Source organism: Frateuria defendens, assembly GCF_001182895.1.
Lineage (GTDB): Bacteria > Pseudomonadota > Gammaproteobacteria > Xanthomonadales > Rhodanobacteraceae > Frateuria_B > Frateuria_B defendens.
The window spans coordinates 31,443-54,820 of sequence record NZ_LFQR01000042.1; the positions used below are offsets into that span (position 1 = coordinate 31,443).

A 23,378-nucleotide genomic window follows, 5' to 3' on the forward strand; every position below is an offset into this window, starting at 1 on the left:
CATTCCCCCATGCACATGCGATGGCATTCCGCGGCACTCGCCCTCACCCTGGCCATCACCATGAGCGGCCCGGCCCCGGCCGCCACGGCCAGCCCCCTGCAACAGCAGCTGGCCGCCGGCACCTGCTCCGCCCTCGAGGCCGCCGCCGCGGCCGTACCCGGCGACGGACCGATGCTGCTGCCGAGCTATCCCAGCCTCGGGCAGGGCAGCGGCCAGATGCGCGCCCTGCAGAACGTGGCCTTCGTCTACGACAACGCGCTGGCCGGCATCGCCCTCGCCGCCTGCGGCCAGCCGGCGCAGGCCCGGCGCATCGCCGACGCGCTCGTGCTCGCCGCCGCGCACGACCCGGGCTTCAAGGACGGCCGGCTGCGCAACGCCTACCGCGCCGGCGCGGCGGAGAGCGGCAAGGTCGAGTTGCCCGGCTACTGGGATCCGCGGGGCAACTTCTGGAACCAGGACGCCTACCAGGTCGGTACCGCCACCGGCAACGTCGCCTGGGCGGCGCTGCTGCTGCTCACCGTCTACGACGGCAGCCACGACCGGCGCTACCTGGACGCCGCCGTGGCGCAGCTGCACTGGATCCAGGCGCACACCCTGGGCGGCGCCGCGCCGCCGGCCTACGAGGGCGGCTTCTACGGCTACGACAACGCCCAGCGCGCGCAGCACTGGAAGGCCACCGAACACAATATAGACGTCTATGCAGCCGCAACCTGGGCCGCCCGCTACACCAGCGATACAACCCTGCCGCAGCAAGCGCAGCTGGCCGGCGGCTTCGTGCGGGCCATGTGGGACGAGGGCCAGCACCGCTTCTTCATCGGCACGCTGGACGACGGCAAGACCTATTCGCGCGAGAAGTCCGGCCTGGACGCCCAGGTCTGGCCGCTGCTCGCCTTCAGCCCCCTGCCCGCCGGCTGGAACCAGGTCTGGCAATGGGTGGACGCCCAGCACAAGAGCGGCGCCGGCTACGGCTTCCGCCGCGAGCCCGACGGCGTGTGGACCGAAGGCAGCGCCCAGGCCGCCACCGCCATGCAGGCCAGCGGCCGGCCGGTGCCCGACGCGCTGTGGCAGCTGCTGGCCGCCCAGCGCAGCGGCGACGGCATGCTCTACGCCACGCCGCAGGCGCGCATCGTCACCGACCTGGCGATCGGCCCGGACTCGACCTACGCGGATTTCTTCTACTACCACCTGCCGCACCTGGGCGCGACCGCCTGGACCGCGCTCGCCGCCAAGGCCTGGAACCCCTTCACCGGCCGCCCCCTGCACGCCGCGGAGCGCACGCCATGAACCTCCCCGTCGACCAGGCCACCCTGCTCCAGGTGCTGGGACTGAGCCTGCTGCTGGGCCTCGTGATGGCGCGCTTCGGCAACGCGGAGCGCCCGCTGCACCGCCTGCTGTTCGGCGCCTTCGCCGGCGCGCTGCTGCTGCGCTACGCGATCTGGCGCACCGGCGAGACCCTGCCCGACCCCAGCCACGGCTTCGCCAGCGTGTGGGCCTACGTGTTCTACGCCTTCGAGATGATCTCCATCCTCTACACCCTGGCGGCGATCGTGGTGATGGTGCGCCGGCGCGACGCGCGCCCCGCCGCCGACGCCGGCGAGGCGCGGCTGCGCGCGGCGGGGCGGGACGTGCCGGCGGTGGACGTGTTCATCGCCACCTACAACGAAGACCTGGCGGTGCTGGAGAAGACCATCGTGGCCGCCAAGGCCATCGACTACCCGCACGTCAACGTGTGGGTGCTCGACGACACCCGCCGCGATTGGCTGCGCGACTACTGCGCGCGGCTGGGCGTGCACTACGCACGCCGCCCCGACAACAGCCACGCCAAGGCGGGCAACCTCAACAACGGCCTCAAGCTCTCCGCGCAGTCCACCAACGCGCCCTACATCCTGGTGCTGGACGCGGACTTCGCGCCGCAGAAGGACATCCTCTACCGCGTGCTCGGCCTGTTCGCCGAGCCGAAGGTGGCGCTGGTGCAGACGCCGCAGTTCTACTACAACGCCGATCCCATCCAGCACAACCTGGGCGCCACCGACAGCTGGGTGGACGAGCAGCGCGTGTTCTTCGACGTGTTCCAGCCCTCGCGCGACGCCTGGAACTCGGCCTTCTGCGTGGGCACCTCGTTCGTGATCGCACGCGCGGCGATCACCGAGGCCGGCGGCTTCCCCACCGGCAGCGTGTGCGAGGACATCCACACCACCTACCTCCTGCGCAAGCACGGCTACCTCACCCGCTGGCTCAACGAGCGCCTCTCGGTGGGGCTCTCCGCCGAGGGCCTGATCGAATACATCAACCAGCGCGGTCGCTGGTGCCTGGGCACCATGCAGGTGGCCTGGCTCAAGGACGGCCCGCTGCGCGGCCCCGGCTATGGCCTGATGGACCGCCTGCACTACGTGCACGGCATGCTGCACTGGATCAGCAAGCCGTTCCTGCTGATGATGCTGGTGGCGCCGGTGCTGTACTGGTATTTCGGCATCGCCGCGTTCTACACCACGCCGGGCGAGTTCCTGTTCTACGGCCTGCCGGCGCTGATCGGCTTCTGGTTCTACGGCCCCTGGATCACCGACCGGCGCACCCTGCCGGTGTTCACCGAGGTGACCCAGCTGGTGGCCGCCTACGCGGTGACGATGACCATCGCCGCCGCCTGCATCCGGCCGTTCGGACGTCCGTTCAAGGTCACCGCCAAGGGCCTGGACCGCAGCAAGGTGGTGGTGCACTGGAAGCTCGCCGGCTTCTTCATCGCGCTGATGCTGTGCCTGCAGGTCGGCGCGGTGAACACCGTGCTCACCGCCGACATGAGCGCCGGCACCGTGTTCAACCTGGCCTGGACGCTGATCGCCCTGGTGCTGGACCTGGCCGCCATCATGGCCTGCGTGGACCTGCCGCGGCTCAAGCAGGAGGAACGCTTCCCCTTCGACGAGCCCGCGCGCTGGCGCCTGGGCACGCGCCAGGCCAGCAGCCGCTTCATCGACATCTCGCTGAGCGGCGCGGCGCTGGAACGCGGCGCCTCGATGCCCGCGCCGGGCACCGCGCTGGAGGTGCACGTGCCCGGCGTGGGCTGGGTGCCGGCCGAGGTCGCGCGCCTCAGCGAGCGCCGGCTGTGCGTGCGCTTCCGCGCCGACGAGGCCACCCGGCACCGGCTGATCGAGCGGATCTTCTGCAACGCCCCGCACAACATCGCCGTCAAGGCCAAGCCGCTGCGCGCGCTCGGCCAGTTCATGCGCCTGGCCGGCCTCGCCGTGCGCCCGACGCGCTGACACAGGAGATTACGCATGAAGCCCCTGCTCTTGCCCGCCGCCCTCGCCGCCTGCCTGCTGGCCGGCTGCACCATGGAGCCCGCCTACCAGCGCCCGAACCTGCCGGTGCCCGACCGCTACCCCGCGCACGGCACGGCCACGGAAGCGCCGGTGCAGGCGGCCGACCTCGGCTGGCGCGATTTCTTCAGGGATCCGGCGCTGCAAAGCCTGGTCGCCATCGCCTTGGAGAACAACCGCGACCTGCGCGTGGCCGCCGCCAAGATGGCCGAGGCGCGCGCCAACTACGGCGCCACGCGCGCCAGCCTGTTCCCGGAGATCGGCCTGCAGGGCTACGCCGGGCGCCAGCGCCTGCCCGCGATGGCGCAGCAGCCGGCCAACGGCCTGCTCGGCCCGATCCAGAACGACCGCAACAAGGCCTCCACCTTCAACACCTACCAGGTGCAGGCCGGCATGACCAGCTACGAGCTGGACTTCTTCGGCCGCCAGCGCGCGGCCGCGCACGCCTCCGGCAAGCTGGCCGAGGCCAGCGCCGCCGACTACCAGGCCGCACGCATCGCGCTGATCGGCGAGGTGGCCAACGCCTACCTCGCGCTCAACGCCGACCGCGCCCTGCTGCAGCTGGCCCAGCAGACCCTCGCCACGCAGCAGCAGCATGCCGGGGTGATGCAGAAGGCCTTCGCCGACGGCGGCGTGTCCGAATTCGACATGCGCCGCTCGCAGACCCAGGTGAACGCCGCCCAGGTGGACGTGGAGGACATCCAGCTGCGCCTCGCCAAGGACATCAACGCCATGGCGGTGCTGATCGGCCAGCCATTGCCGGCCGGCTACGCCAGCCCCAGCGCCTGGCAGGCGCCGCTGCTCACCGAGGTGCCCGCGGGCCTGCCTTCCTCGCTGCTGGACCGGCGTCCCGACATCGTCGCCGCCGAGGACCGCCTGCGCGCGGCCAACGCCGACATCGGCCGCGCCCGCGCCGCGTTCTTCCCCAACATCGCCCTCACCGCCGTGCTCGGCACGCTGAGCGGCAACCTCTCCAGCCTGTTCAGCGCGGGCTCGGCGGCCTGGAACGGCGCCGCCTCCGCCTCCGTGCCGCTGCTGGACTTCGGCCGGCGCAAGAACGGCCTTGCCGCCAGCAAGGCGCGCCACAGCGGCGCCGAGGCGGCCTACGAAGGCGCCGTGCAGCAGGCTTTCCGCGAAGTGGCGGACGCGCTCGCCACGCGCGACCACATCGTGCCCGAGATCAAGGCGCAGCAGGCGCTGGTGGACGAATCGCAGCACGTCTACGCGATCTCGCAGGTGCGCTTCAAGGACGGCCTGGACGACTACATCGCCACCCAGGACGCGCAGCGCTCGCTCTACGCCGCGCAGCAGAAAATGGTGAGCCTGGAACTCGACCAGGCGGTCAACCAGGTCAACCTCTACAAGGCGCTGGGCGGCGGCTGGAGCGAAGGCCGCGCCAGGGCCGTCGGCGCGGTGCCGGGCGCCCCTGCGGCGCCCCTGGCGGCCGCGCGCTAGGGCCGTCGGCACGATGTTGTAGACTGTAGGCTTTGGCGCTACTGCACCCGCAGCACATGAACGAGGACCCTGGAAGTACCAACGGCCCGGCCCACCGATCCTGGTGGGACAGACTGGGCCATCTGTTTTCCGGCGAACCGCGCAACCGCGACGAACTGATCGAGGAACTGCGCGCCGCCCAGGCCAACGGCCTGCTTTCGAACGACACCCTGACCATGGTCGAGGGTGCGATCAAGGTCACCGAGCTCAATGTCGACGACGTGATGGTGCCTCGGGCGCAGATCGTGATGATCGCCGCCGACGCGACGCTGGAGGAAATCCTCGCCGCGGTGGTGGAATCGGGCCACTCGCGCTTCCCGGTGCACGGCGAGGACAAGGACGAGATCCTCGGCATCCTGCTCGCCAAGGACCTGCTGAAATTCTTCGGCGACGGCAAGCACTTCGACGTGCAGGGCGTGCTGCGCCCGGCCGTGCTGATCCCCGAGTCGATGCGCCTCAACGTGCTGCTGGCCGAGTTCCGCCGCTCGCGCAACCACATGGCGCTGGTGGTGGACGAATACGGCGGCGTGGCTGGCCTCATCACCATCGAGGACGTGCTCGAGCAGATAGTCGGCGAGATCGACGACGAGCACGACGACGAGGACGAGCCCAGCCTGATCCACGAGCAGGCGCAGGACGAATGGCTGGTGAGCGCGCTCGCGCCCATCGCCGACTTCAACGAGGTCGCCGGCGCCAGCTTCTCCGACGAGGAGTTCGACACCATCGGCGGCATGGCCACCTCCGAGCTTGGCCACCTGCCGGAAGTGGGCGAGGAGATCGGCATCGGCGATTTCCTGTTCCGCGTCACCGAGGCGGACGACCGCCGCGTGCAGCAGTTCCGCGTAGTCCGCCGGCCGGCCGACTGAACTTGCGCATGCCCGCCCTGCATCGCCCTGCAGGAGCGCGCCTTGCGCGCGACAAGCCTACGCAGCCATGACGCCGATACACCGCGGTCGCGCGCAAGGCGCGCTCCTACATGCCTTCGCCTTCGCACTGCTCGCGCTCGGCGCGCTGTGCGGCACGAGTGCCCACGCCGGCATCGCCGACGCGCCCGGCGAAAACCTCGAGGTCGCCCTGGTCAGCTACGGGCCCGGCGACATCTACTGGGAGCGCTTCGGCCACGACGCCATCGAACTGCGCGACCGCGCGAGCGGCGAGGCGGTGAACTTCAACTACGGCGTGTTCGACTTCGACGAGCGCGGCTTCCTGCTCAACTTCGCCCGCGGCCGCATGCACTACCTGATGGACGCCGCGCCGAGCGAACTCGACGAGAACTACTACCGCGACACCGGCCGCTCGATTACCCGCCAGCCGCTCGCGCTCTCGCCCGCGCAGGCCACGGCGCTGCGCGACTTCCTGCTGTGGAACCTGCGCCCCGAGAACGCCCGCTACGACTACGACTACTACGTCGACAACTGCACCACCCGCGTGCGCGACGCGCTGGACAAGGCGCTCGGCGGCGTGCTCAAGACGCAGCTGTCCGAACGCCCCGGCGGCCTCACCTACCGCCAGCAGACCGATCGCCTGATGGGCGCGCAGCCGTGGCTGATGCTGCTGCTCGACCTCGGCCTCGGCCCCTACGCCGACCGGCCGCTGGACGCCTGGCAAGAAAGCTTCCTGCCGATGGTGCTGCAGCGCGAGCTGCGCCACGTCGCGCTGCGCGACACCGCCGGCACCGCGCATCCGCTGGTGACGTCCGAGCAATTGCTGTCGCCCAACCGCCTGGACGCCCCACCCGAACTGCCGCCCGACCTGCGCCTGCCGCTGGCCGCGGCGGGGCTGGCCTTCGCCGCGCTGCTGGTGGCCGCCCGCCGCTATCGGCCCACGCTGTTCGCCGCGCTCGGCACGCTCTATCTGCTGCTCGCCGGCCTGGTCGGCCTGCTGCTGCTGGCCCTGTGGACCCTGACCACCCACCACTCGGCCTGGGCCAACGCCAACGCCCTGCTGTTCAGCCCGCTGGCCTTCCTCCTGCTGCGCGCCCCCTGGCGCGCCCGCAAGGGCCTGCCCGCCACGCGCACCACCGACGCCGTCCTGGCCCTGCAACTGCTCGCCGCCCTCACCGCCCTGTCGCTCCACCTCCTCCCCGGCACCGTGCAGCAGAACCAACCCTGGCTGCTGTTCGCCCTGCCGTGCTGGGTGGCGTTGGCGTGGGGGTTGCGCCGTGCCGGCGACTCGCCACGGCAAGCCGGCTAGTGCGCCATCGCCCCCGAGCCGGCGCCAGCCTCGGCGCTCATGCCGAGGCGATCCCTCAGCACGCCGCCGAGCGAGGCGGCATACGTTGCCGTCAGATGCTGCCCATCGCGAAACACCACTACGCCCTGTCTTTGCGCATCGCATAGACCGGACGGGCAGATGACGTCGTTCAGATCGAGCATGGCGACATTGCCGAAGCGACGGCTGGCCCGGGTCAGCCACGCATAGACGAGCTCGTCGTGCGCATCCCGGGACGAGGCACTGCAATCGCCCGTGCCCAGCCAGGCCGGACGACCGACATGGCTGGCAAGGCAGTTCGGCCCATCGAAAGGCAGTCGCGGCGTGCCGCGCAGCACGTAGATGCGCCCCGCGCTCCCGCTGATCGCCGAGAGCACGCGCGCCGTGCCTTCGACCCACTGCGGCTCGGTAAAGCCGTTCGTCGCGACGGTGCCCAGCAACACCACGTCGGGCCTGATCCGGGCAACTTCCGCCAGCGCATGCGAACGCCACGCGGCGCATTCGGTGTACTCGCGGCCGATCCGCGCGTAGAAGAAAGGCTCGTCCACCATCGGGCAGGACGACTTGGTGAGTACCAGCACGCGCCAGTCGGGCTTGTCGAAAACCTTGGCCACGGCCGGAAACCACTGTCCCGCAATGCTGTCGCCCATCAGCACCACGCTATGGCGCGCCGCAGACGATCCAAACGCGCAGATGCGCACCCGGTCGCTGCGATACCAGTCGTCGCAGCCCAGGCCATAGATGGCCGGCGCATCGGCATGGGCCTGCAGGTAGCGCTGCTGCGCCGGGGCCTGCGCCTGCGCGTCCGTCCGGTTGTACCAGCGGATGCAAAGCACGTTGGCCAAGATCATCACGCACAGCGCGGCGAGCAGCGAGCGCCTCCACTGCACGGTCCATTGCCGCTGCCTGCGGATGGGCGACTCGATCCATCGATAGGACGCCGCGGCGAGCAGCAGCGAAAGACCAACCCACAACAGCCGATACGCGGGCGCATCCGTACCGACCAGGGCCCGCCCAAGCAGGAGCACCGGCCAATGCCACAGGTACCAGGCATAGGAAATGCGCCCGATGGCCTGCAACGGCCGCCACGACAAGGCTTTCGAAACACCGGCCGCCGGATCGACCGTGCCCGCGGCGATGAGGAGCGCCGCGCCCAGGCTCGGAACCAGCGCCGCCATGCCCGGATAAGGCATCGCCGCGTTGAACAACACCCCCGCGGCAACGATCGCCCCCAAGCCGACCCAGCCAAGCACGGGCCATGCGGCAGCCGAACCGGCCCGCGACGCGGCGTCTTCGGCATCGCTGCACTTGCGAAGCTGCCACTGCAGGCTGACCAGGGCTCCGGCGGCAAACTGCCAGGCCCGCGAAGGCATCATGTAGAACGCGAGCTGCGGCGCCGAATAGGTGAGCCAGACACCGGCGAACAGGCTGGCCGCCATGACGGCGAGCATGCCAGCCACCAGCCTCGTGCGTGCCCGCTCGAATTCACCGCGCCGCAACAGCCACCAGACCAAGGCGGGCCACAGCAGATAGAACTGTTCCTCGACACCCAGGGACCAGGTGTGGAGAAAGAGGTTGGTGTCCGCGCCCGCCGCGAAGTAATCGAGCCGGGCCAGCGCGAAATGGATATTGCTGACCCATAGCGCCGCCGTGGCCGCCGCCGTCGCCTGGCTGCGCTGCTCGGCCGGTGCAAGCAGAAACGCCGCCAGCACACCGGCAACCAGCAGCATCACGAGCAATCCGGGCAACAGCCGCCGCAGGCGCCTGACGTAGAACCCTGCGAAATCCAGCCGTCCCGTCTGCGCGACCTCTCCCGCGAGCAGGCTGGTGATCAAAAAGCCCGAGAGCACGAAGAACACATCCACGCCCACGAAGCCGCCGGCGAGCCACGGCACGCCGGCATGCGCGGCGACGACGAGCAGAATCGCCACGGCGCGGAGCCCCTCGATGTCACGGCGATAACCCAATCCATAGTCACTCATCAGCAATCCGCTCCCCTGGCGCCATGTGCGCGTCCGACATGGTAGCGCCGCCGATGTTCCGACGCCGCAGCCAGGAAAGCCGGCCGCGATTGCCCCGTCCGCCCCATGGCGGCATCATGCCCCGCATGTCGCCTTCCCCCGCCTACGCAGACACCACGCCCGTCCCCGTCGTCAACTGCGTCGCCTACAGCCAGGACGGTAGCCGCATCGGCGAGATCACGCTGGATGCGATCAGCGACGTGCTGCAGGAGGAAGGCACGTTCGTATGGGTGGGACTGCATGAGCCGAACGAGATGCTGCTGCTGAAGCTGCAGGAGGAGTTCGACCTGCACGACCTCGCCATCGAGGACGCCCACAACGCCCACCAGCGCACCAAGATCGAGACCTACGGCGACTCGCTGTTCCTGGTGGTGCAGACGGCGCAGCTGATCGGCGGCAACCTGGCGTTCGGCGAGACGCAGATTTTCCTCGGCGAGCGCTACCTGGTCACCGTGCGCCACGGCGCATCGCTGTCCTACATCCCGGTGCGGCGCACCTGCGAGCAGAGCCCCGAGCTGCTGGCCTATGGCCCGAGCTACGGGCTCTACGGTGTGCTCGACTTCATCGTCGACAACATGCTGCCGATCGTGCGCGACTTCCGCCAGGAGCTGGAGACGCTGGAGCAGGACATCTTTGCCGAGACCTTCAAGCGCGAGACCGTCAAGCGCCTCTACCGCATGCAGCGCGACCTGATGACCTTGCGCCTGGGCGTGGCGCCGCTGCAGGACGTCACCAGCCAGCTGGTGCGGCTGCATCCTCATCTGATTCCCGACGACCTGCGCGCCTATTTCCGCGACGTGTACGACCACGTGTTCCGCGTGAACGAGTCCATCGGCACCATGCGCGAGATGCTGACCGCGGCGATCGGCGTGAACCTCTCGCTGGTCACCTACGGCCAGAACGAGGTGATGAAGAAACTCGCCGGCTGGGCCGCCATGCTCGCCGCGCCCACCCTGATCACCAGCTGGTACGGCATGAACTTCCACCACATGCCGGAGCTGGACAAGCCGTGGGCCTACCCCGCCATGATCGTGCTGGTGATCGGCGTGGTGGCCGGGATCTACTACGGGTTGAAGCGGAATCGGTGGCTGTAGCGCCACTGCCGCACAAGCGACACCTCACTTGTAGGAGCGCGCCTCGCGCGCGACCAGCCTTGCAAACGTGAGGTTGAGGCCGAGCCGGTCGCGCGCGAGGCGCGCTCCTACATGAGGGGCCGGCGAAGGCGGCACCTGGATTGCGCCGATGCCTCCTGAAATTAACGGAACCACCTACTTCACCGATCCGACTCGGCTGTCCCCCTCCCCGTGCAAGATCAGGCACGTTGGCCGCATGCCCTTTTTATCCGGCCACCGAGCACTCCGAAAGGGCCGCCGCTCCCTGCCCGGCCAAACCTATTTGCTCACCACCGTCACCGCCGCGCGACATCCCTGGTTCGGCGAGCACGAAACGGCCCGCCTTGCCTGCCGCTGCATGGTGAACCCGACATGCTGGGCGACGCACGCCTGCTGTGCTGGGTGCTGATGCCCGATCACTGGCATGGCCTGGTCGAACTCGGTGAGCACGATGGGCTGACGCTGGCCATGGCCCGCTTCAAATCGCTGGTGAGCCGGAACGTCCACGCCGCAATCGGCATGCGACACGTATGGGCGCGCGGCTTTCATGACCGTGCACTGCGCCATGATGAAAGCGTACTTACCGCAGCGCGCTATATCGTGACCAATCCGGTTCGCGCCGGGCTGGTCAGTCGTGTCGGCGACTACCCTTACTGGAACTGTGCCTGGCTATGACGGCGGCCAACGCATCACGGTGACGGTGTGGCGGGTCGCGCGCGAGGCGCGCTCCTACAAAACGCCTGGCCATACCGGTAGGAGCGCACCTTGTGCGCGACCGGCCCATCACGGAAACCGCGGCGCGGGTCGCGCGCGAGACGCGCTCCTACAAGGGATGCACGGTATCCGAGGCGAGCCTTACGGCTCGGACGTCCACTGCTTCAACCACGCATTCACCGTCTCGTGCCACTGCACGCTGTTCTGCGGCTTGAGCACCCAATGGTTCTCGTCGGGGAAGTGCAGCAGCTTGCTCGGGATGCCGCGGCGCTGCAGCGCGGTGAAGGCGCCCAGGCCCTGGGTATCGGGAATGCGGAAGTCCTTGCCGCTGTGCACGATCAGCATCGGCACGCGCCAGTCCGCCACGTGGTTGATCGGATTGAAGCGCTCGTAGTTCTCCGGGTGCTCGAACTGCGGGCCGCCGTTCTCCTTCTCCTCGAACCACAGCTCCTCGGTGGCGTAGTACATGTTGCGCGCATCGAACACGCCGTCGTGGTCCACCAGGCACTTCCACGGCTGGTTCCACACGCCGGCCATCCAATACACCATGTAGCCACCGTAGCTCGCGCCCAGCGCGCAGGCGCGGTTGCCGTCGAGGAACTTGTACTGGTCGAGCGCCGCCTGCCAGCCGAGCTTCAAATCCTCCAGCGGCTTGCCGCCCCAGTCGCCCGAGATCGCATCGGTGAAAGCCTGGCCATAGCCGGTGGAGCCGTGGAAGTTGACGGTGACCACCGCGAAGCCCTGCCCCGCGTAGGTCTGTGGATTCCAGCGGTAGCTCCAGCCGTTCTCCATCGCGCCCTGCGGGCCGCCATGGATGATGAAGGCCACCGGATAGCGGCGGCTGCGCCGGTAGCCGACCGGCTTGACCACGTAGCCCTGCACGCGCTCGCCGTTCCAACCCTTGAAGGTGAAGAACTCGAAGTCGCCGACCTGCGTGCCCTTCAGCCGCGCCGTGTTGAAGTGGGTGACCTGCTTGAGCCCGCGGCCGCTCGCCCCGGCTTCGTAGAGATCGGCCGGCCGCTTCAGGTCGTCCCGCGCCAGCAGCAGGCGCTTGCCCGCGATCGCATAGCCGCCCACGGAACCTTCACCCACCAGTTTGCTGACTTTGCCGTCGGCCGCATCGATGGCGAACAACGGGTGCTGTCCTTCGTCGTCGGCGGTGGCGTACAGCGTCTTGCCGTCGGCCGCGATCGACAGGCTGCCGGCCGAACGGTCCCACTGCGGGTCCACCTCCCGCTTCTGACCGGTCGCCAAGTCCAACGCCATGATCGCGAAGCGGTCCGCCTCGAAGCCCGGCTCCTTCATGGCGAGGTAGTACAGCGTCGTGCCGTCCGGCGAAGGCACCGGGTAAGCGTCCCAGGCCAGGTTGCCGGCAGTGAGGTTCTGCGGCATGGCCGAGCCGTCCGCCGGCACGCGGTAGACGTCGAAATTGGTCGACCACGGCTCGGTGGTGCCGGCGATGCGCGCATCGAAGTACACCGTCTGCCCGTCCGGCGAGAAGGCGAATTCGCTGTCGTCGCCGAACGGCTTGCTCGGCACGTCGCCGTCGATGCCGCGGCTCAGCAGGGTGGGCTCGACGGGCAGTTGCCCTTCCGCATCGAACCGGGCGATGTAGAGCTGGCTGCGCCGGCTGTCGGCCCAGGTATCCCAGTGGCGCACGAACAACTTGTCGTAGACGGTGCCGCTGGCCTTGGTCTTCTCGCGGCCGTCGAGCCGCTCCTTGGTGCAGGCCAGGTCCGCGCAGTCGGTGAACACCGCATAGGAGAGCAGCACGCTCTTGCCGTCTGGCGAGAGCTTGTAGCCGTCCACGTCCAGCGGGCCATGGCTCACCTGCACCGGCACGCCCGAGGCCGTCAGCTCCAGGCCCGCCTTGCCGCCCTGCAGGTCCACGCGCCAGAGCTGGCTCACGCCGTCGGCCGCGGCCACATAGAACAAGGAGTGCCCGTCCGCCGACCAGCGCGCGGCACTCCCCTTCTCCACCACCCTCACCGGTTGGCCACCCTTGGCGAGGTCCAACACGTAGACCGCATTGACGCCCTTGTTCGCCGCATAGTCCGTGCTGCGCACGGCGAAGGCCGCATAGCGGCCGCCCGGGGAGAGCTGGGGGTCGCTAACGCGGTCGAGCATGACCAGGTCGCGGATGCCGAAGGGGTGCGGCGTGCGGTTTTCGGTTTCGGCGGCCACGGCGGTGCCGGCCGCCAGCGCGAAGGCCAGCACGGCGAACAGGGGTTTCATGAGGGTTCTCCCTTGGGATTCTGCAGGCTTGGCGACGTTACGGCGCGGCATCGGGCGAGGCAAGCAGGCTCGCGGATACCGGCTTAAACAACAATAAGAACTGACAAAAAACGTCAGTCCATGACGCCAATCGTCACTACGCCGCGTCACTACGCGATAGGATCGACACTATCCGTAAAGGATCCAGCACCAGCGCTTGTCCCTCTTTACGCCCCCATGCACAATCCCGGAGCCCGCCAGGCGCGGGTAGCTGCACTCGGTCGCCGTGGCACGCAACATGCTGCGCAAACCGCGAGCTTCCTGGTTGTTCCAAACCGCTGTATGGGGAACCGATCCTACCTAGGGGGATTCGGACCGGGGCTCAGGGGGCATCACTTAGGTTAGCTAACCAAAGAAGAGGAACCACCATGAAGAACGTCCAGAAGGGTTTCACCCTGATCGAATTGATGATCGTGGTTGCGATCATTGCGATCCTGGCGGCTATCGCTATTCCGCAGTATCAGAACTACACCAAGCGCGCCAAGATCTCCGAAGGCCTGGTGCTGGCCGATGCGGCCAAGCTTTCGGTGGCTGAAACCTATCAGTCCAAGGGCACCTGGCCCTCCAGCAATACCGCAGCGGGCTATCAGACTGGTGCCAGCACTTACGTCCAGTCGGTCGGCGTGAGCGGCAGTGGTGTCATTACCATCACGTATCAGCATTTCAACGATACCAGCATCGACGGCGTGGCCCTGACTATGACCCCGAGCAACACCGGCGGCTCTATCCAGTGGTCCTGCAGCAATTCCCAATCTTGGGGCACCGCGAGTTCCATTCCGGCCAAGTATTTGCCGGCCAGCTGCCACCAGTAATCGCCTCGCGCGATACTAGAAAAAGCCCCTTCAAGGGGCTTTTTCTTTATGAAAAGGCCCAGCAACCAATTTTTTCACTGAACCTCAGGCCCTCGATGAGTTGGTCCCGCCCCCTCACCGTACTAGCCCTTGCCGCAATCGTCACGCTCACTGTAACGATTTACGCCCCCGGGCTCCATGGCCCTTACCTGCTGGATGACATCAGTAATCTCGAGCCCATTAAGCGCTGGCTGGATGGCGAACTAGGTTGGCGCGGCGTGGTATTCGACAATCGCTCCGGCATGCTCGGGCGCATACTCAGCATGGCGAGCTTCATGCTCGACGCCTGGCGCACCGGCTCGATGGATTCCTTCACCTTCAAGCCCACCAACCTGCTAATCCATCTGCTGTGCGGGTTGGTCTTGTGGGCTCTGTTACGGCGGGTACTTCCCCGCGATCCGAATACCTCCACGTCAGCCGCCTGGCTCTCTCTCTTGCTGACAGCTGCCTGGCTCTGGGCACCACTGCAGGCCAGCACCGTGCTCTACGTCGTGCAGCGCATGGCCCAGCTGGCAGCTCTATTCATGCTGCTCGCCCTGTGGCTCTACATGACGGCACGCCAGCAGATCGAAAAAGGCCGAGGGAGCGGCCAAATCTTGCTATGGATAGGCGTACCGGCGTGCACAATTCTCGCCGCCCTGGCCAAGGAAAACGGAGTTCTGGCATTGCCAATGGCTCTAGTGCTGGAACTCAGCCTGTTCGCGCCAAGCGAAGGAATGCGGCGCCCACGAAGCGTGCAAGCATTCTTTACTGTCACGGTCATACTGCCCGCCGTGATAGCTGCCTCATGGCTGGCGTGCCATCCAGGCTTTATTACCGGCAGCTATGTATTGAGAAATTTCACGCTGACCGAGCGGCTGTTGACCGAGCCGCGCATTCTATGGAGTTATGTGCAGACCCAGTTGCTCCCCGTCGGGCCGCGCATGGGCATCTACCACGATAATTACCCTGTATCCGTAGATTTTCTGCACCCCTGGACCACGCTGCCAGCCTTGCTTGCATGGCTCCTGCTGGTGGGAATGGCTTGGCGGTGGCGCCGCCAATCGCCATTGTTCACCGCCGGCGTGGGATTATTCTTGGTCGGTCAAGCAATGGAATCCAGCTTCATCGCGCTGGAGCTCTATTTCGAACATCGTAACTACCTGCCATCGGTTGGCATACTGCTAGCGGCCACCGGATTAGTGGCTAGGCTGGCACACAAATACCCTGCCACCAAAGAAGGAACCTTGCGGCGCGCGGCATATGCCTTGATGCTGACCGTGCCACTAGCTTATGCATTCGCCACCTGGGTGCAGGCCGGCTCCTGGTCTTCAGGACGACTGTTCTATGCCATGCAGGAAACCTACAACCCCACCTCGCCCCGTTTGCAGTCGGCCTTGACCGCACAGGCCATGTCGGCCGGCAATCTTGATGATGCGTTGGGCCATATAGCAATTGGTGAGCGCTACGGCCCAGCATCCGAAGCCATGACCGCAACCATCTGGCGGTTCCTGGCGTATTGCGAGACGCATCATCCCTCGCCCAACGAGCTGTACGTGCAATTCGAGGAGCGCACCCATGGCGTAATCACCAATTTCGCCATGATCGGCTGGGAGTTGCTGGCTCAGCGCGTAGAAAGGGGTTGCCCGAGTATAGACCTGAAACGGCTGACAGCCGATGCCGGCACTTGGCTAGCCCACAACCCGCTGCCAGCTACGTCGCAAAACGCTTGGCGGACGCGTTACAACCTGGCACGCATGATGGCTGCCGATGGCCGCATTGCCGAAGCGGCCAGCACCAATCGCCAAGCCTGGATCGACAGCGGGTACAACAATGGTATCGGCGTGTTCCAATTCCAGTTGGATGCTACGCTCGGCGACGTCGGCGCTTGCCGGGAAGTACTTGCTCATCTAGACCGAGCCGCAGGTGGTGCCGACTATCGTCTCAACGCAGCGGTGGCCACCTTCCGTGAAGCCCTGGACCATGGCCAGATCCGCCCTCCTTGATCCCCTATGGTCCGGCACGGAAGTCCGCCACAGCACTACAAACACGCGCCCACCTGCCCGAGAGCCGGTTTGACCACATCAAATACGCCACGCTGCCACCACCTTGCTCCATCGGCCTGGCTAGGCATTGCCATTGCGTTCACCATCTTGATCTATTGGCCCGGCATCTACGGAAGCTGGCTGTTCGACGACTACCCCAACATCGTCGACAACAAAGGGGTGCAACCCTCTGACTCCAGTCTACCGTCGCTGGTGCAAGCCACGCTCTCGTCGCCCGCCAGCGAATTCAAGCGCCCGCTAGCGTCACTCAGCTTTGCCGCCAACTACTTGTTCACTGGGCTCGATCCGTTCTGGATGAAGCTAACGAACCTGGCCATCCATCTTCTTAACGGCGTAATGCTGTTCCTGCTAACGCGAATGCTGATGCGTTCACTTATCGCACCAACTGGTGATCGCACAGCTACATGGCCAGCGGCATTGGTCACCGGGGCGTGGATGGTGTTGCCGATCAACCTCACCTCGGTACTGTACGTGGTGCAGCGCATGGAGTCGTTGGCCAACTTGTTCGTGCTTGCTGGCCTGCTGGGCTACGTAACGGCCAGGCAACGCATGCTAGCTGGGCGCAGCGGCTTTGCGCTGACGGTCATCAGCCTCATCGTACCGACGATGCTCGGTGTACTGTCCAAGGAAACAGCAGTCATGCTGCCGCTCTATGCGCTGATTGTCGAATGGGTGCTGTTTCGCTTCGCATCCGCCAAGACTGCCGACGGTGCATTACCTGTGACGTCGGACGACAGCGCTCTAGCCGCCACCGATCGCCACAGCAGGAAAGACCCGCGCATCGTCTTACTTTATGTGCTTCTGCTGGCCCTACCACTCACCGTCGGCCTGGGCTGGCTGTTGCCCCTGGTCCTAAAGCCGGAGAGTTGGGCTACGCGCGATTTCACCTTGCAGACCAGGCTGCTTAGCGAAGCGCGGATCGTCGTCGACTACATACTATGGACAGTGTTGCCGACACCCCATGCGTTGTCCTTCTATCATGACGATTTCAGCATATCGAGCGGACTGCTCACCCCTATCAGCACGCTGATCAGCTTGCTGCTCATCGCGGGCTTCCTGGCCTTGGCCATCGTCCTGCGCTATCGCCAGCCACTGGCCAGCCTTGGCATGCTTTGGTTCCTCGGCGCCCAATTGCTTACCGGCACCATCCTGCCGCTGGAATTGGTCTACGAGCACCGCAACTATTTCGCCAGCTACGGCCTGTTGCTGGCACTACTGCCCTCTCTTGCTGGAAGGCAAGAGGTGAAACGGCATGACTGGCTTCTTCTTGCTCGCTACACGATTCTCGGGGGACTTGCACTGCTCTGGATATGCGTGACGGCCCTGACTGCCCAAGCCTGGGGCGATCCACTGCGCTTGGCCGAGGAGCTTGCGGCCAGGGCGCCGGATTCACCTCGCGCCCAATATGAACTGGGGCGTACCTACATCATCTATTCCCACTACGACCCCACGTCGCCGTTCACCCAGCGGGCTTACGCTCCATTGGAGCGAGCAGCGGCCTTGCCGCAGTCGTCTATCCTCCCGCAGCAGGCGCTGATATTCATGAATTCGCGCATGCGCCTTCCACTGAAAGACGAATGGTGGAGCAGCATGATCGAAAAACTGAAAACCAAACGGCCCGGAGTGCAGGACGAGAGTTCTCTTGCGGCACTGACCCAATGCGCAAGGGAAGACCACTGCGACCTACCCAAGAGTCGCATGGTGGCATCGTTCACCGCCGCACTCGCCCATCCGGCACCCAGCGCACGCCTACTAGCCACATATGGCGACTATGCCTGGAACGTGCTCGATAACCATGAGCTAGGGATACGCATGACCAGAGAGGCCGTTCAGGCCAGCCCCTACGAACCCGCTTACCAAATAACCTTGATCCGCATGCTGGCGGCACAGCAGCGTTATGGAGAGGCCCGCACGGCGATCACGCGACTACAAGCTTTGAATGTGGGCGGCCGTCTGGACAGCAGCATTGCCAACCTCCGCGACCAGTTGCCCCAGCCGTAAATGCGTCCGGCCTTGTCCTGATGCCACATCAATCCACTGCATCCAGGCTTTGCAAGCTCCGAACTCATGGGTCAGCAACTCAGCGACGATGCGAGGCGATCGCTCTCTGCAACAACTCATCAAGATCACCCGCTAGCGCCGACCAACTCGATGCCAACGATGCCGGCACCTTAACCGGCGAATCGAGTTGACCCAACAAACGCTGCGCAAGCTCTTCGCTATCCCCCGGCCGATAGAGTGTTGCCGGATAGGGGCCCAAAAGCACGGCTACATCGCCGACTGCAGCGGCAACCACGGGAAGCTCCGAGGCAAGCATCTCAACCAACTTTTGCGGATGACAGGCGCGACCGAACGCACTATCGCGATTGCAGACAACACCGACATCCAATGCCGAATACAGCCAAGGTATCCGCGAGTTCGGCAACACGCCAAGGTCTATGACCCCGTCACCAAGAGCTCGCCCGGCTTTGCGGTCGCGCGGACCAGCTACCACTAGACGTACATCGGACCGATACTCGCGCAGGCGGTTATACGCCCGAAATAGGTCGTCGATTCCACGAGAGGAGTCGAGAGCTCCGGCCGTACCAATCAAACGGATATCCTGCGGCAGGCCAAGCCACTCCCGAGCCACTCTCCGCACCAGCCGTTGACCGAATGCTTCCGGCACGCCATTGCCAATGATCTTGACGGGAGGCACGCCCTCCATCCGTGACGGCAACATCGCCGCAAGCGAATGGCTAACGACGCTGAGGGCATCCACCCGTGCACAGGCCTGGCGGAACGCCCGCCGCAGCCCGGGAAACGCAGTCAAACCGAACGACTCATAGTCGTCGTAGAGGTCGGTTACAACTGGAAGCCTCCACTTCCGCCCTGAACGGGCGGCGATTATGGCGTGAAGCGCATCCGAGCTATCCCAGATCACCTCGGGCCGAACGACCGCGACGATGTCCTCCAACCGTCGGCGATAGGCCAGCGGGGAAGGCCACATGTCTTCCGACCACCAGCGAACTCCTCCGTCGACACGGAACGACGCTCCGCGCCGCCGGTACGACCAGGCCAGTCCTACGACATCGTGGCCACGCGCCGCCAACCCGGTAGGCAGCTCGAACATTCGGCCATAACGGTCGTCCAGCAGGTCCTTCCCCGTGTACTGCCGCTTGGTTAGAACAAGTATGCGCATCCCTCATCCTGCCGGCGATGACCTCGTGCGGCGTTGCTCGATCACCGCATATCTTCAAAGGAAGATCCATGCGAGCATACGCGCGTCGCTGGTATTTGACGACGCGTGGAACACCGCTGCTCGCAATGGCTCCTTCTGAAGCACAAACCAAATAGAGCCGCGAAAACATTTCTGTTTTAATCAGGCCAAGTTAGTGTGGCGTCTCAGAAATAACATGAACTATGTAGCGACTTGGCTGTCGAAGTGTTTTCCGTATAGGAGACTATCTCGATGGCTCGCACAAGACGCCCCGTTACGAAGCTGCAGATCACCGATGCCGAGCACTCGGAACTGAAGGCGCGCCTGCGCGTCCGCAAGGCGCCGGAGGACGAGAAACTACGCATGCGGATCGTGTTGGGCTGTGCAGCAGGCAAGTCGGGAAAAGTGATCGCTGAGCGCTTGCAGACCACGATCCAGACGGTATCCAAGTGGAGGCGGCGCTACGAGGCTTACCGACTGGCCGGGCTGACCGATGCTCCGCGTGCAGGACGTCCGCGTAGCGTGGACGATGAGCAGGTCCAGCAGATTGTGGACAAGGTCCGCCAGAGCACTCCCACCGACGCCACGCATTGGAGCGTGCGCCAGATGAGCCGGCAGATCCGAAACCTTTCGTCTGGCACAAGAGCGCCGACACCATCTTGGCATCCGTCGCTCGCGCCGCGGCCAAACTTACTTAATATTATTTATGAGACACTACACTAGCGTGACCAATCCCAAATTGATGCTCACTCTGCGAAAAGCTGCCAAGCGGCTATCACTGGGCGGCCGCGTCTTGCTGGCGCAGCGCCTGCTCCGCCGTTGTTTTCGCAATGCGAAGGGCATTGCGCATATCGACGACTTCGATGGCGACCTGACGATCGATTTGCGGCTATCGGAGCATATGCAGAGGCGCATGTTCTGGATGGGCTATTACAATCGCGAAATTGTCGCCCTGCTCAAGGGAATCCTGCACCCGGGAATGGTGATGATCGACGTGGGGGCGAATATCGGTGAAATTACGCTGGTCGCCGCGAAGCTTGCCGGGTCGACTGGACGAGTCATCGCTTTTGAGCCAGTGAGCGATATCGCGGCCTCACTCGAGCAAAGCGTCGCGCGCAACCGACTTAAGCAAGTGACGGTCGCGAGACTTGGACTATCCGATACGAACGGCACCGCCCCCCTCTACGCCTCGTGTGGACAAGGGAGAGCCGACGATGAAAATTACGGACTGGGCACCCTCTATGGAGGCTCCGAAACGGACAACCCTCTTCAGACGATCCAGCTGACCACCCTAGACGCGTATCTACATGAACACGCCATTTCTCGGCTGGACATAGTCAAGATCGATATCGAAGGTGCAGAGCTTCCCTGCCTGAAAGGCGCGGGGCACACGCTCAGCCGATACAAGCCGCTTCTCATCATCGAAATCCAGGAGCAGACATCGGTGATTGCCGGCTACCGGCAATCCGACATTCTCGACTACCTGGAAACGTTTGGCTACGCGTTTCATGCCATAGGCCGCAATGGACGCCTGACCCCACTGGATGCCCGTCACCTGTCCGCCTACCAGAACGTGCTATGCACCCCAGCCGGGAACAATTCGCCACCCGGCGCCATGGCATGAAAGTCTGGCTTTTGCTCAGCCGCTTGGGGCATGGGGGCCTTGAGCGAGTTCAGCTGAACATCGCAAAGGCCATGCACGCACGCGGAGTGGACGTCTCCATCGTTGCCGGACAGATCCTCGCCGATGTGCGCCACGAGCTTCCCCCAGCATTGCCTGTCATCGAACTCGCGAAACCCGGCCTGCCACGCTTCTTCGTAGGACTGCTGCGCGCTCTTTATCGCGACCGACCAGCCGTAGTATTCACCACGTCCAATGACGTTGCCTGCCTGCTGCTACTGCTGCGGCTGACTCTGTTCCAAAAGATGCGCGTGATCGTGACGCAGCATTTGTCACTCTCCGGCCCACGGCAAATTGCCCGTGGCCGGAAGCGAATCAAGCTTGAGTTGATCCGGACGGCCATGCGCCTGCTGCTGCCAGGCGCCAATGGCCTGGTCGCCGTTTCGCGAGGAGTCGCCGAGGATATGCGGCGGGAGCTCTCGCTGAAAAACGCCGAAATCACGATCATCCACAACCCCATCGTGACACCCGACTTCGACGCGCACATGCAGGAAACATCCGCATGGCCCTGGTCGAACCGCGATGCACCCACGATCATCTTTGTCGGAAGGCTCTCGACAGAAAAACGACTGGACCTGCTGCTCGATAGTTTCCTCGCCCTCATCCGCACCATGCCGGCAAGACTGCTTATCGTCGGCGAAGGATCGGCACGACAAGAGATCGAGCGTCGGATCCGGATCGACGGCCTTCAGGACTGCTGCAAATTGACGGGCTTTGTCCATAATGCACTTCCCCTAATGCATGCGGCGGACGTCCTGGCGCTTCCCTCCGACTACGAGGGCTTCGGCAACGTACTGGTAGAGGCAATGGCCTGCGGAACCCAGGTCGTTTCAACGGATTGCCCGCATGGGCCGGCAGAAATTCTGAACGACGGCGAGTTTGGGCAGCTGATCCCGATGAACGACCCGGCCGCATTTGAAGCGGCTCTCCGCAACAGCCTCGAACATCGCTTTCACGTCGCCCCGGCCGCGTTGAAGGCACGCGCAAGCACATTCGGACAGGAGGCGGCCGTGAGCCGCTATATCGCGCTCCTGCACCGCGCTACAGCGCGCTAGGGCTCCAGCACGATCAGCGAGTGCTCGCCCTCAGGCGGGCAGCCGACGACCGAAGCGAAGAGCCGTACCCCATATCACCAAGACCAGGAGCGCTTCGGTCACGAGAAGCATGGCTACGGCACCAATCAGGCCCCATGCCGGAATGAGAAAATGAGCAAGCAGCGCCATGACGCCAAGCGCACAGATATCAACCGCAGCGCGCGACATCTTCTTCCCCTCGGCAACCAGCAACTGGCTTCCCAGCTGCCGCATGCCGTAGATGGGAATAAACAAGCACATCCATTTGAGCGCGGGCACTGCGTCAGCGAACTGCTCGCCCAGTAGCCATGGCAGCTCTCCAGCCCCCAGCCACAAGACGCCGCCGACCACCACACCATACAAGAGCGTTGCCGTGCTCATATACGCCACGAGACGCGGGTAACTACTGTGCCCAGCCCCTGCACGGAAAAGACGCGGCATCGCCGTCATCACCATCGCATCAATAGGCATAGCCAGGACGGAGGCGAATCGATAGGCGGAAGCATACAGACCGGCCATCGCACTACCTCCGATGCGGAGCACCAGGGACTTGTCCAAAGACGCCATCGCTCCTCCCGTGAACCACACTGCGGAAAAAGCGAGTCCTTCGGCGAAGTCCGATTTGTCAACGGACAGCGGTGCGCGAACCGGCCGTAGAATGCGATGGACACTGACAAATGAAACCAAGCTGCCTATAGCCGAGGCGGCGAGGTGATACCAAAGATAATGGCTCAGATCATGCGTGGTTGCCGCGTAGGAAAAAAGCATCACGGCCAAAAGCCGCAATGCTGCGCTTATCGCCGGTAGTGCGGCAGCCCACCCCATGCGCTCATGCGCAGAGAATGCGAACGCGGATGCTCCGACCAGCGGAAACAAAAAGACCTCCGAGGTCGCAATCAACGCGATGACCTGCGCACTCACCGTCCCAAACACAAGCAATGACAAGGGGACGAACATGCAGGCAAACAGGAATCCGCTGGCTACGGTGACCGCCATCGTCTGGCGCCAACGATGACTGAACTCCGCAGGCGAGATCACCACCCGCTGATACATGAGAAATCCGATGCCCAACCCGGCAAAACCCGCCAATGTCGTAGCCAATCCGGCAGTACCGGAAAATACGCCGTAGCCCTGTGCCCCGAGCGCGCGGGCTGCGAAAATTACCCATATGGCAAGCATCAGCAAACGGACGGCTTGCCATGCCATCACTATCAATGAACTTTGGGCCAGTTTGCCACCCGCCCCCCACAGTCTAGACTTCTCTTTCAACACAAGATTTTTTCGCCTCGGCATACGTGTACCATCGCCTCAGATGACAAAGGGATGGACGAGCACGAACCCATTCGTCCCCCTGTAGGAGCCAAGTCACGGCATCGTGGACTGTAGGTTCTG

General features: G+C 64.8%; 17 protein-coding genes. 13 read left to right on the forward strand and 4 right to left on the reverse strand.

What is annotated here, in order from left to right:
• Positions 1-9: 9 nt before the first annotated feature.
• From ACH65_RS06415 to ACH65_RS06435, 5 genes are all read left to right on the forward strand, one after another.
• Entirely contained in the window at positions 10-1,284 is a 1,275-nt protein-coding gene (locus ACH65_RS06415; RefSeq protein WP_153242502.1) for a hypothetical protein, read from the forward strand.
• Positions 1,281-3,254 carry a glycosyltransferase gene (locus ACH65_RS06420; RefSeq protein WP_049621757.1) on the forward strand — a complete coding sequence of 658 codons (1,974 nt, stop codon included), beginning with the start codon at positions 1,281-1,283 and terminating at the stop codon, positions 3,252-3,254. The genes ACH65_RS06415 and ACH65_RS06420 overlap by 4 nt, the downstream gene beginning before the upstream one ends.
• Before the next feature lie 15 nt (positions 3,255-3,269).
• Positions 3,270-4,766, forward strand: a complete 1,497-nt coding sequence (locus tag ACH65_RS06425) for an efflux transporter outer membrane subunit (RefSeq protein ID WP_049621758.1) — start codon at positions 3,270-3,272, stop codon at positions 4,764-4,766.
• 56 nt (positions 4,767-4,822) lie between these two features.
• A complete protein-coding gene (locus ACH65_RS06430; RefSeq protein ID WP_049621857.1) occupies positions 4,823-5,671 on the forward strand; it encodes a CorC family transporter in 849 nt (282 codons plus the stop codon).
• Positions 5,672-5,738: 67 nt separating this feature from the next.
• On the forward strand, positions 5,739-6,998 hold the full coding sequence (locus ACH65_RS06435; RefSeq protein ID WP_049621759.1) for a lipoprotein N-acyltransferase Lnb domain-containing protein: 1,260 nt from the start codon (positions 5,739-5,741) through the stop codon (positions 6,996-6,998).
• On the opposite strand, the gene ACH65_RS06440 is transcribed toward ACH65_RS06435, so the two are convergent.
• Positions 6,995-8,998 (reverse strand): acyltransferase family protein, encoded by a 2,004-nt coding sequence (locus tag ACH65_RS06440; protein ID WP_049621760.1) that lies wholly within the window; start codon positions 8,996-8,998, stop codon positions 6,995-6,997. The genes ACH65_RS06435 and ACH65_RS06440 overlap by 4 nt on opposite strands.
• A 116-nt stretch (positions 8,999-9,114) precedes the next feature.
• Here ACH65_RS06440 and ACH65_RS06445 point away from each other — a divergent pair, with 116 nt between their 5' ends.
• Both ACH65_RS06445 and ACH65_RS18840 read left to right on the forward strand, forming a co-directional pair.
• Positions 9,115-10,131, forward strand: a complete 1,017-nt coding sequence (locus tag ACH65_RS06445; protein ID WP_049621761.1) for a magnesium and cobalt transport protein CorA — start codon at positions 9,115-9,117, stop codon at positions 10,129-10,131.
• Positions 10,132-10,521: 390 nt separating this feature from the next.
• Positions 10,522-10,824, forward strand: a complete 303-nt coding sequence (locus tag ACH65_RS18840; protein WP_336884798.1) for an REP-associated tyrosine transposase — start codon at positions 10,522-10,524, stop codon at positions 10,822-10,824.
• Between the two features lie 180 nt (positions 10,825-11,004).
• Here ACH65_RS18840 and ACH65_RS06455 read toward each other — a convergent pair whose 3' ends face one another.
• Positions 11,005-13,098: a dipeptidyl-peptidase 5 gene (locus ACH65_RS06455; protein ID WP_049621763.1), complete on the reverse strand. Its 2,094-nt coding sequence runs from the start codon at positions 13,096-13,098 to the stop codon at positions 11,005-11,007.
• Positions 13,099-13,505: 407 nt separating this feature from the next.
• On the opposite strand from ACH65_RS06455, the gene ACH65_RS06460 reads away from it, so the two are divergent.
• The 3 genes from ACH65_RS06460 to ACH65_RS06470 all read left to right on the forward strand — a co-directional run bounded on the left by ACH65_RS06460 (position 13,506) and on the right by ACH65_RS06470 (position 18,034).
• The gene (locus ACH65_RS06460; RefSeq protein WP_049621764.1) at positions 13,506-13,949 is read left to right on the forward strand and encodes a pilin; all 444 of its coding nucleotides are present in this window, start codon (positions 13,506-13,508) and stop codon (positions 13,947-13,949) included.
• Complete coding sequence (locus ACH65_RS06465) at positions 13,892-15,973, forward strand: hypothetical protein (RefSeq protein WP_153242504.1); 2,082 nt, start codon at positions 13,892-13,894, stop codon at positions 15,971-15,973. Before ACH65_RS06460 ends, ACH65_RS06465 begins: the two co-directional genes overlap by 58 nt.
• 69 nt (positions 15,974-16,042) lie before the next feature.
• Complete coding sequence (locus ACH65_RS06470; protein WP_237561461.1) at positions 16,043-18,034, forward strand: hypothetical protein; 1,992 nt, start codon at positions 16,043-16,045, stop codon at positions 18,032-18,034.
• Between the two features lie 79 nt (positions 18,035-18,113).
• Here ACH65_RS06470 and ACH65_RS18845 read toward each other — a convergent pair whose 3' ends face one another.
• Positions 18,114-19,214 carry a glycosyltransferase family 4 protein gene (locus ACH65_RS18845; RefSeq protein ID WP_082190175.1) on the reverse strand — a complete coding sequence of 367 codons (1,101 nt, stop codon included), beginning with the start codon at positions 19,212-19,214 and terminating at the stop codon, positions 18,114-18,116.
• A gap of 270 nt (positions 19,215-19,484) precedes the next feature.
• On the opposite strand from ACH65_RS18845, the gene ACH65_RS18850 reads away from it, so the two are divergent.
• From ACH65_RS18850 to ACH65_RS06480, 3 genes are read left to right on the forward strand one after another with little or no spacing between them, the layout of a single operon-like run.
• Complete coding sequence (locus ACH65_RS18850; protein ID WP_202594154.1) at positions 19,485-19,955, forward strand: helix-turn-helix domain-containing protein; 471 nt, start codon at positions 19,485-19,487, stop codon at positions 19,953-19,955.
• Position 19,956: 1 nt separating this feature from the next.
• Positions 19,957-20,856: an FkbM family methyltransferase gene (locus ACH65_RS06475; RefSeq protein WP_161805594.1), complete on the forward strand. Its 900-nt coding sequence runs from the start codon at positions 19,957-19,959 to the stop codon at positions 20,854-20,856.
• Entirely contained in the window at positions 20,853-21,968 is a 1,116-nt protein-coding gene (locus tag ACH65_RS06480; protein ID WP_161805595.1) for a glycosyltransferase, read from the forward strand. The genes ACH65_RS06475 and ACH65_RS06480 overlap by 4 nt, the downstream gene beginning before the upstream one ends.
• Before the next feature lie 30 nt (positions 21,969-21,998).
• On the opposite strand, the gene ACH65_RS06485 is transcribed toward ACH65_RS06480, so the two are convergent.
• On the reverse strand, positions 21,999-23,279 hold the full coding sequence (locus ACH65_RS06485) for an oligosaccharide flippase family protein (protein WP_064504826.1): 1,281 nt from the start codon (positions 23,277-23,279) through the stop codon (positions 21,999-22,001).
• Between the last annotated feature and the right edge of the window lie 99 nt (positions 23,280-23,378).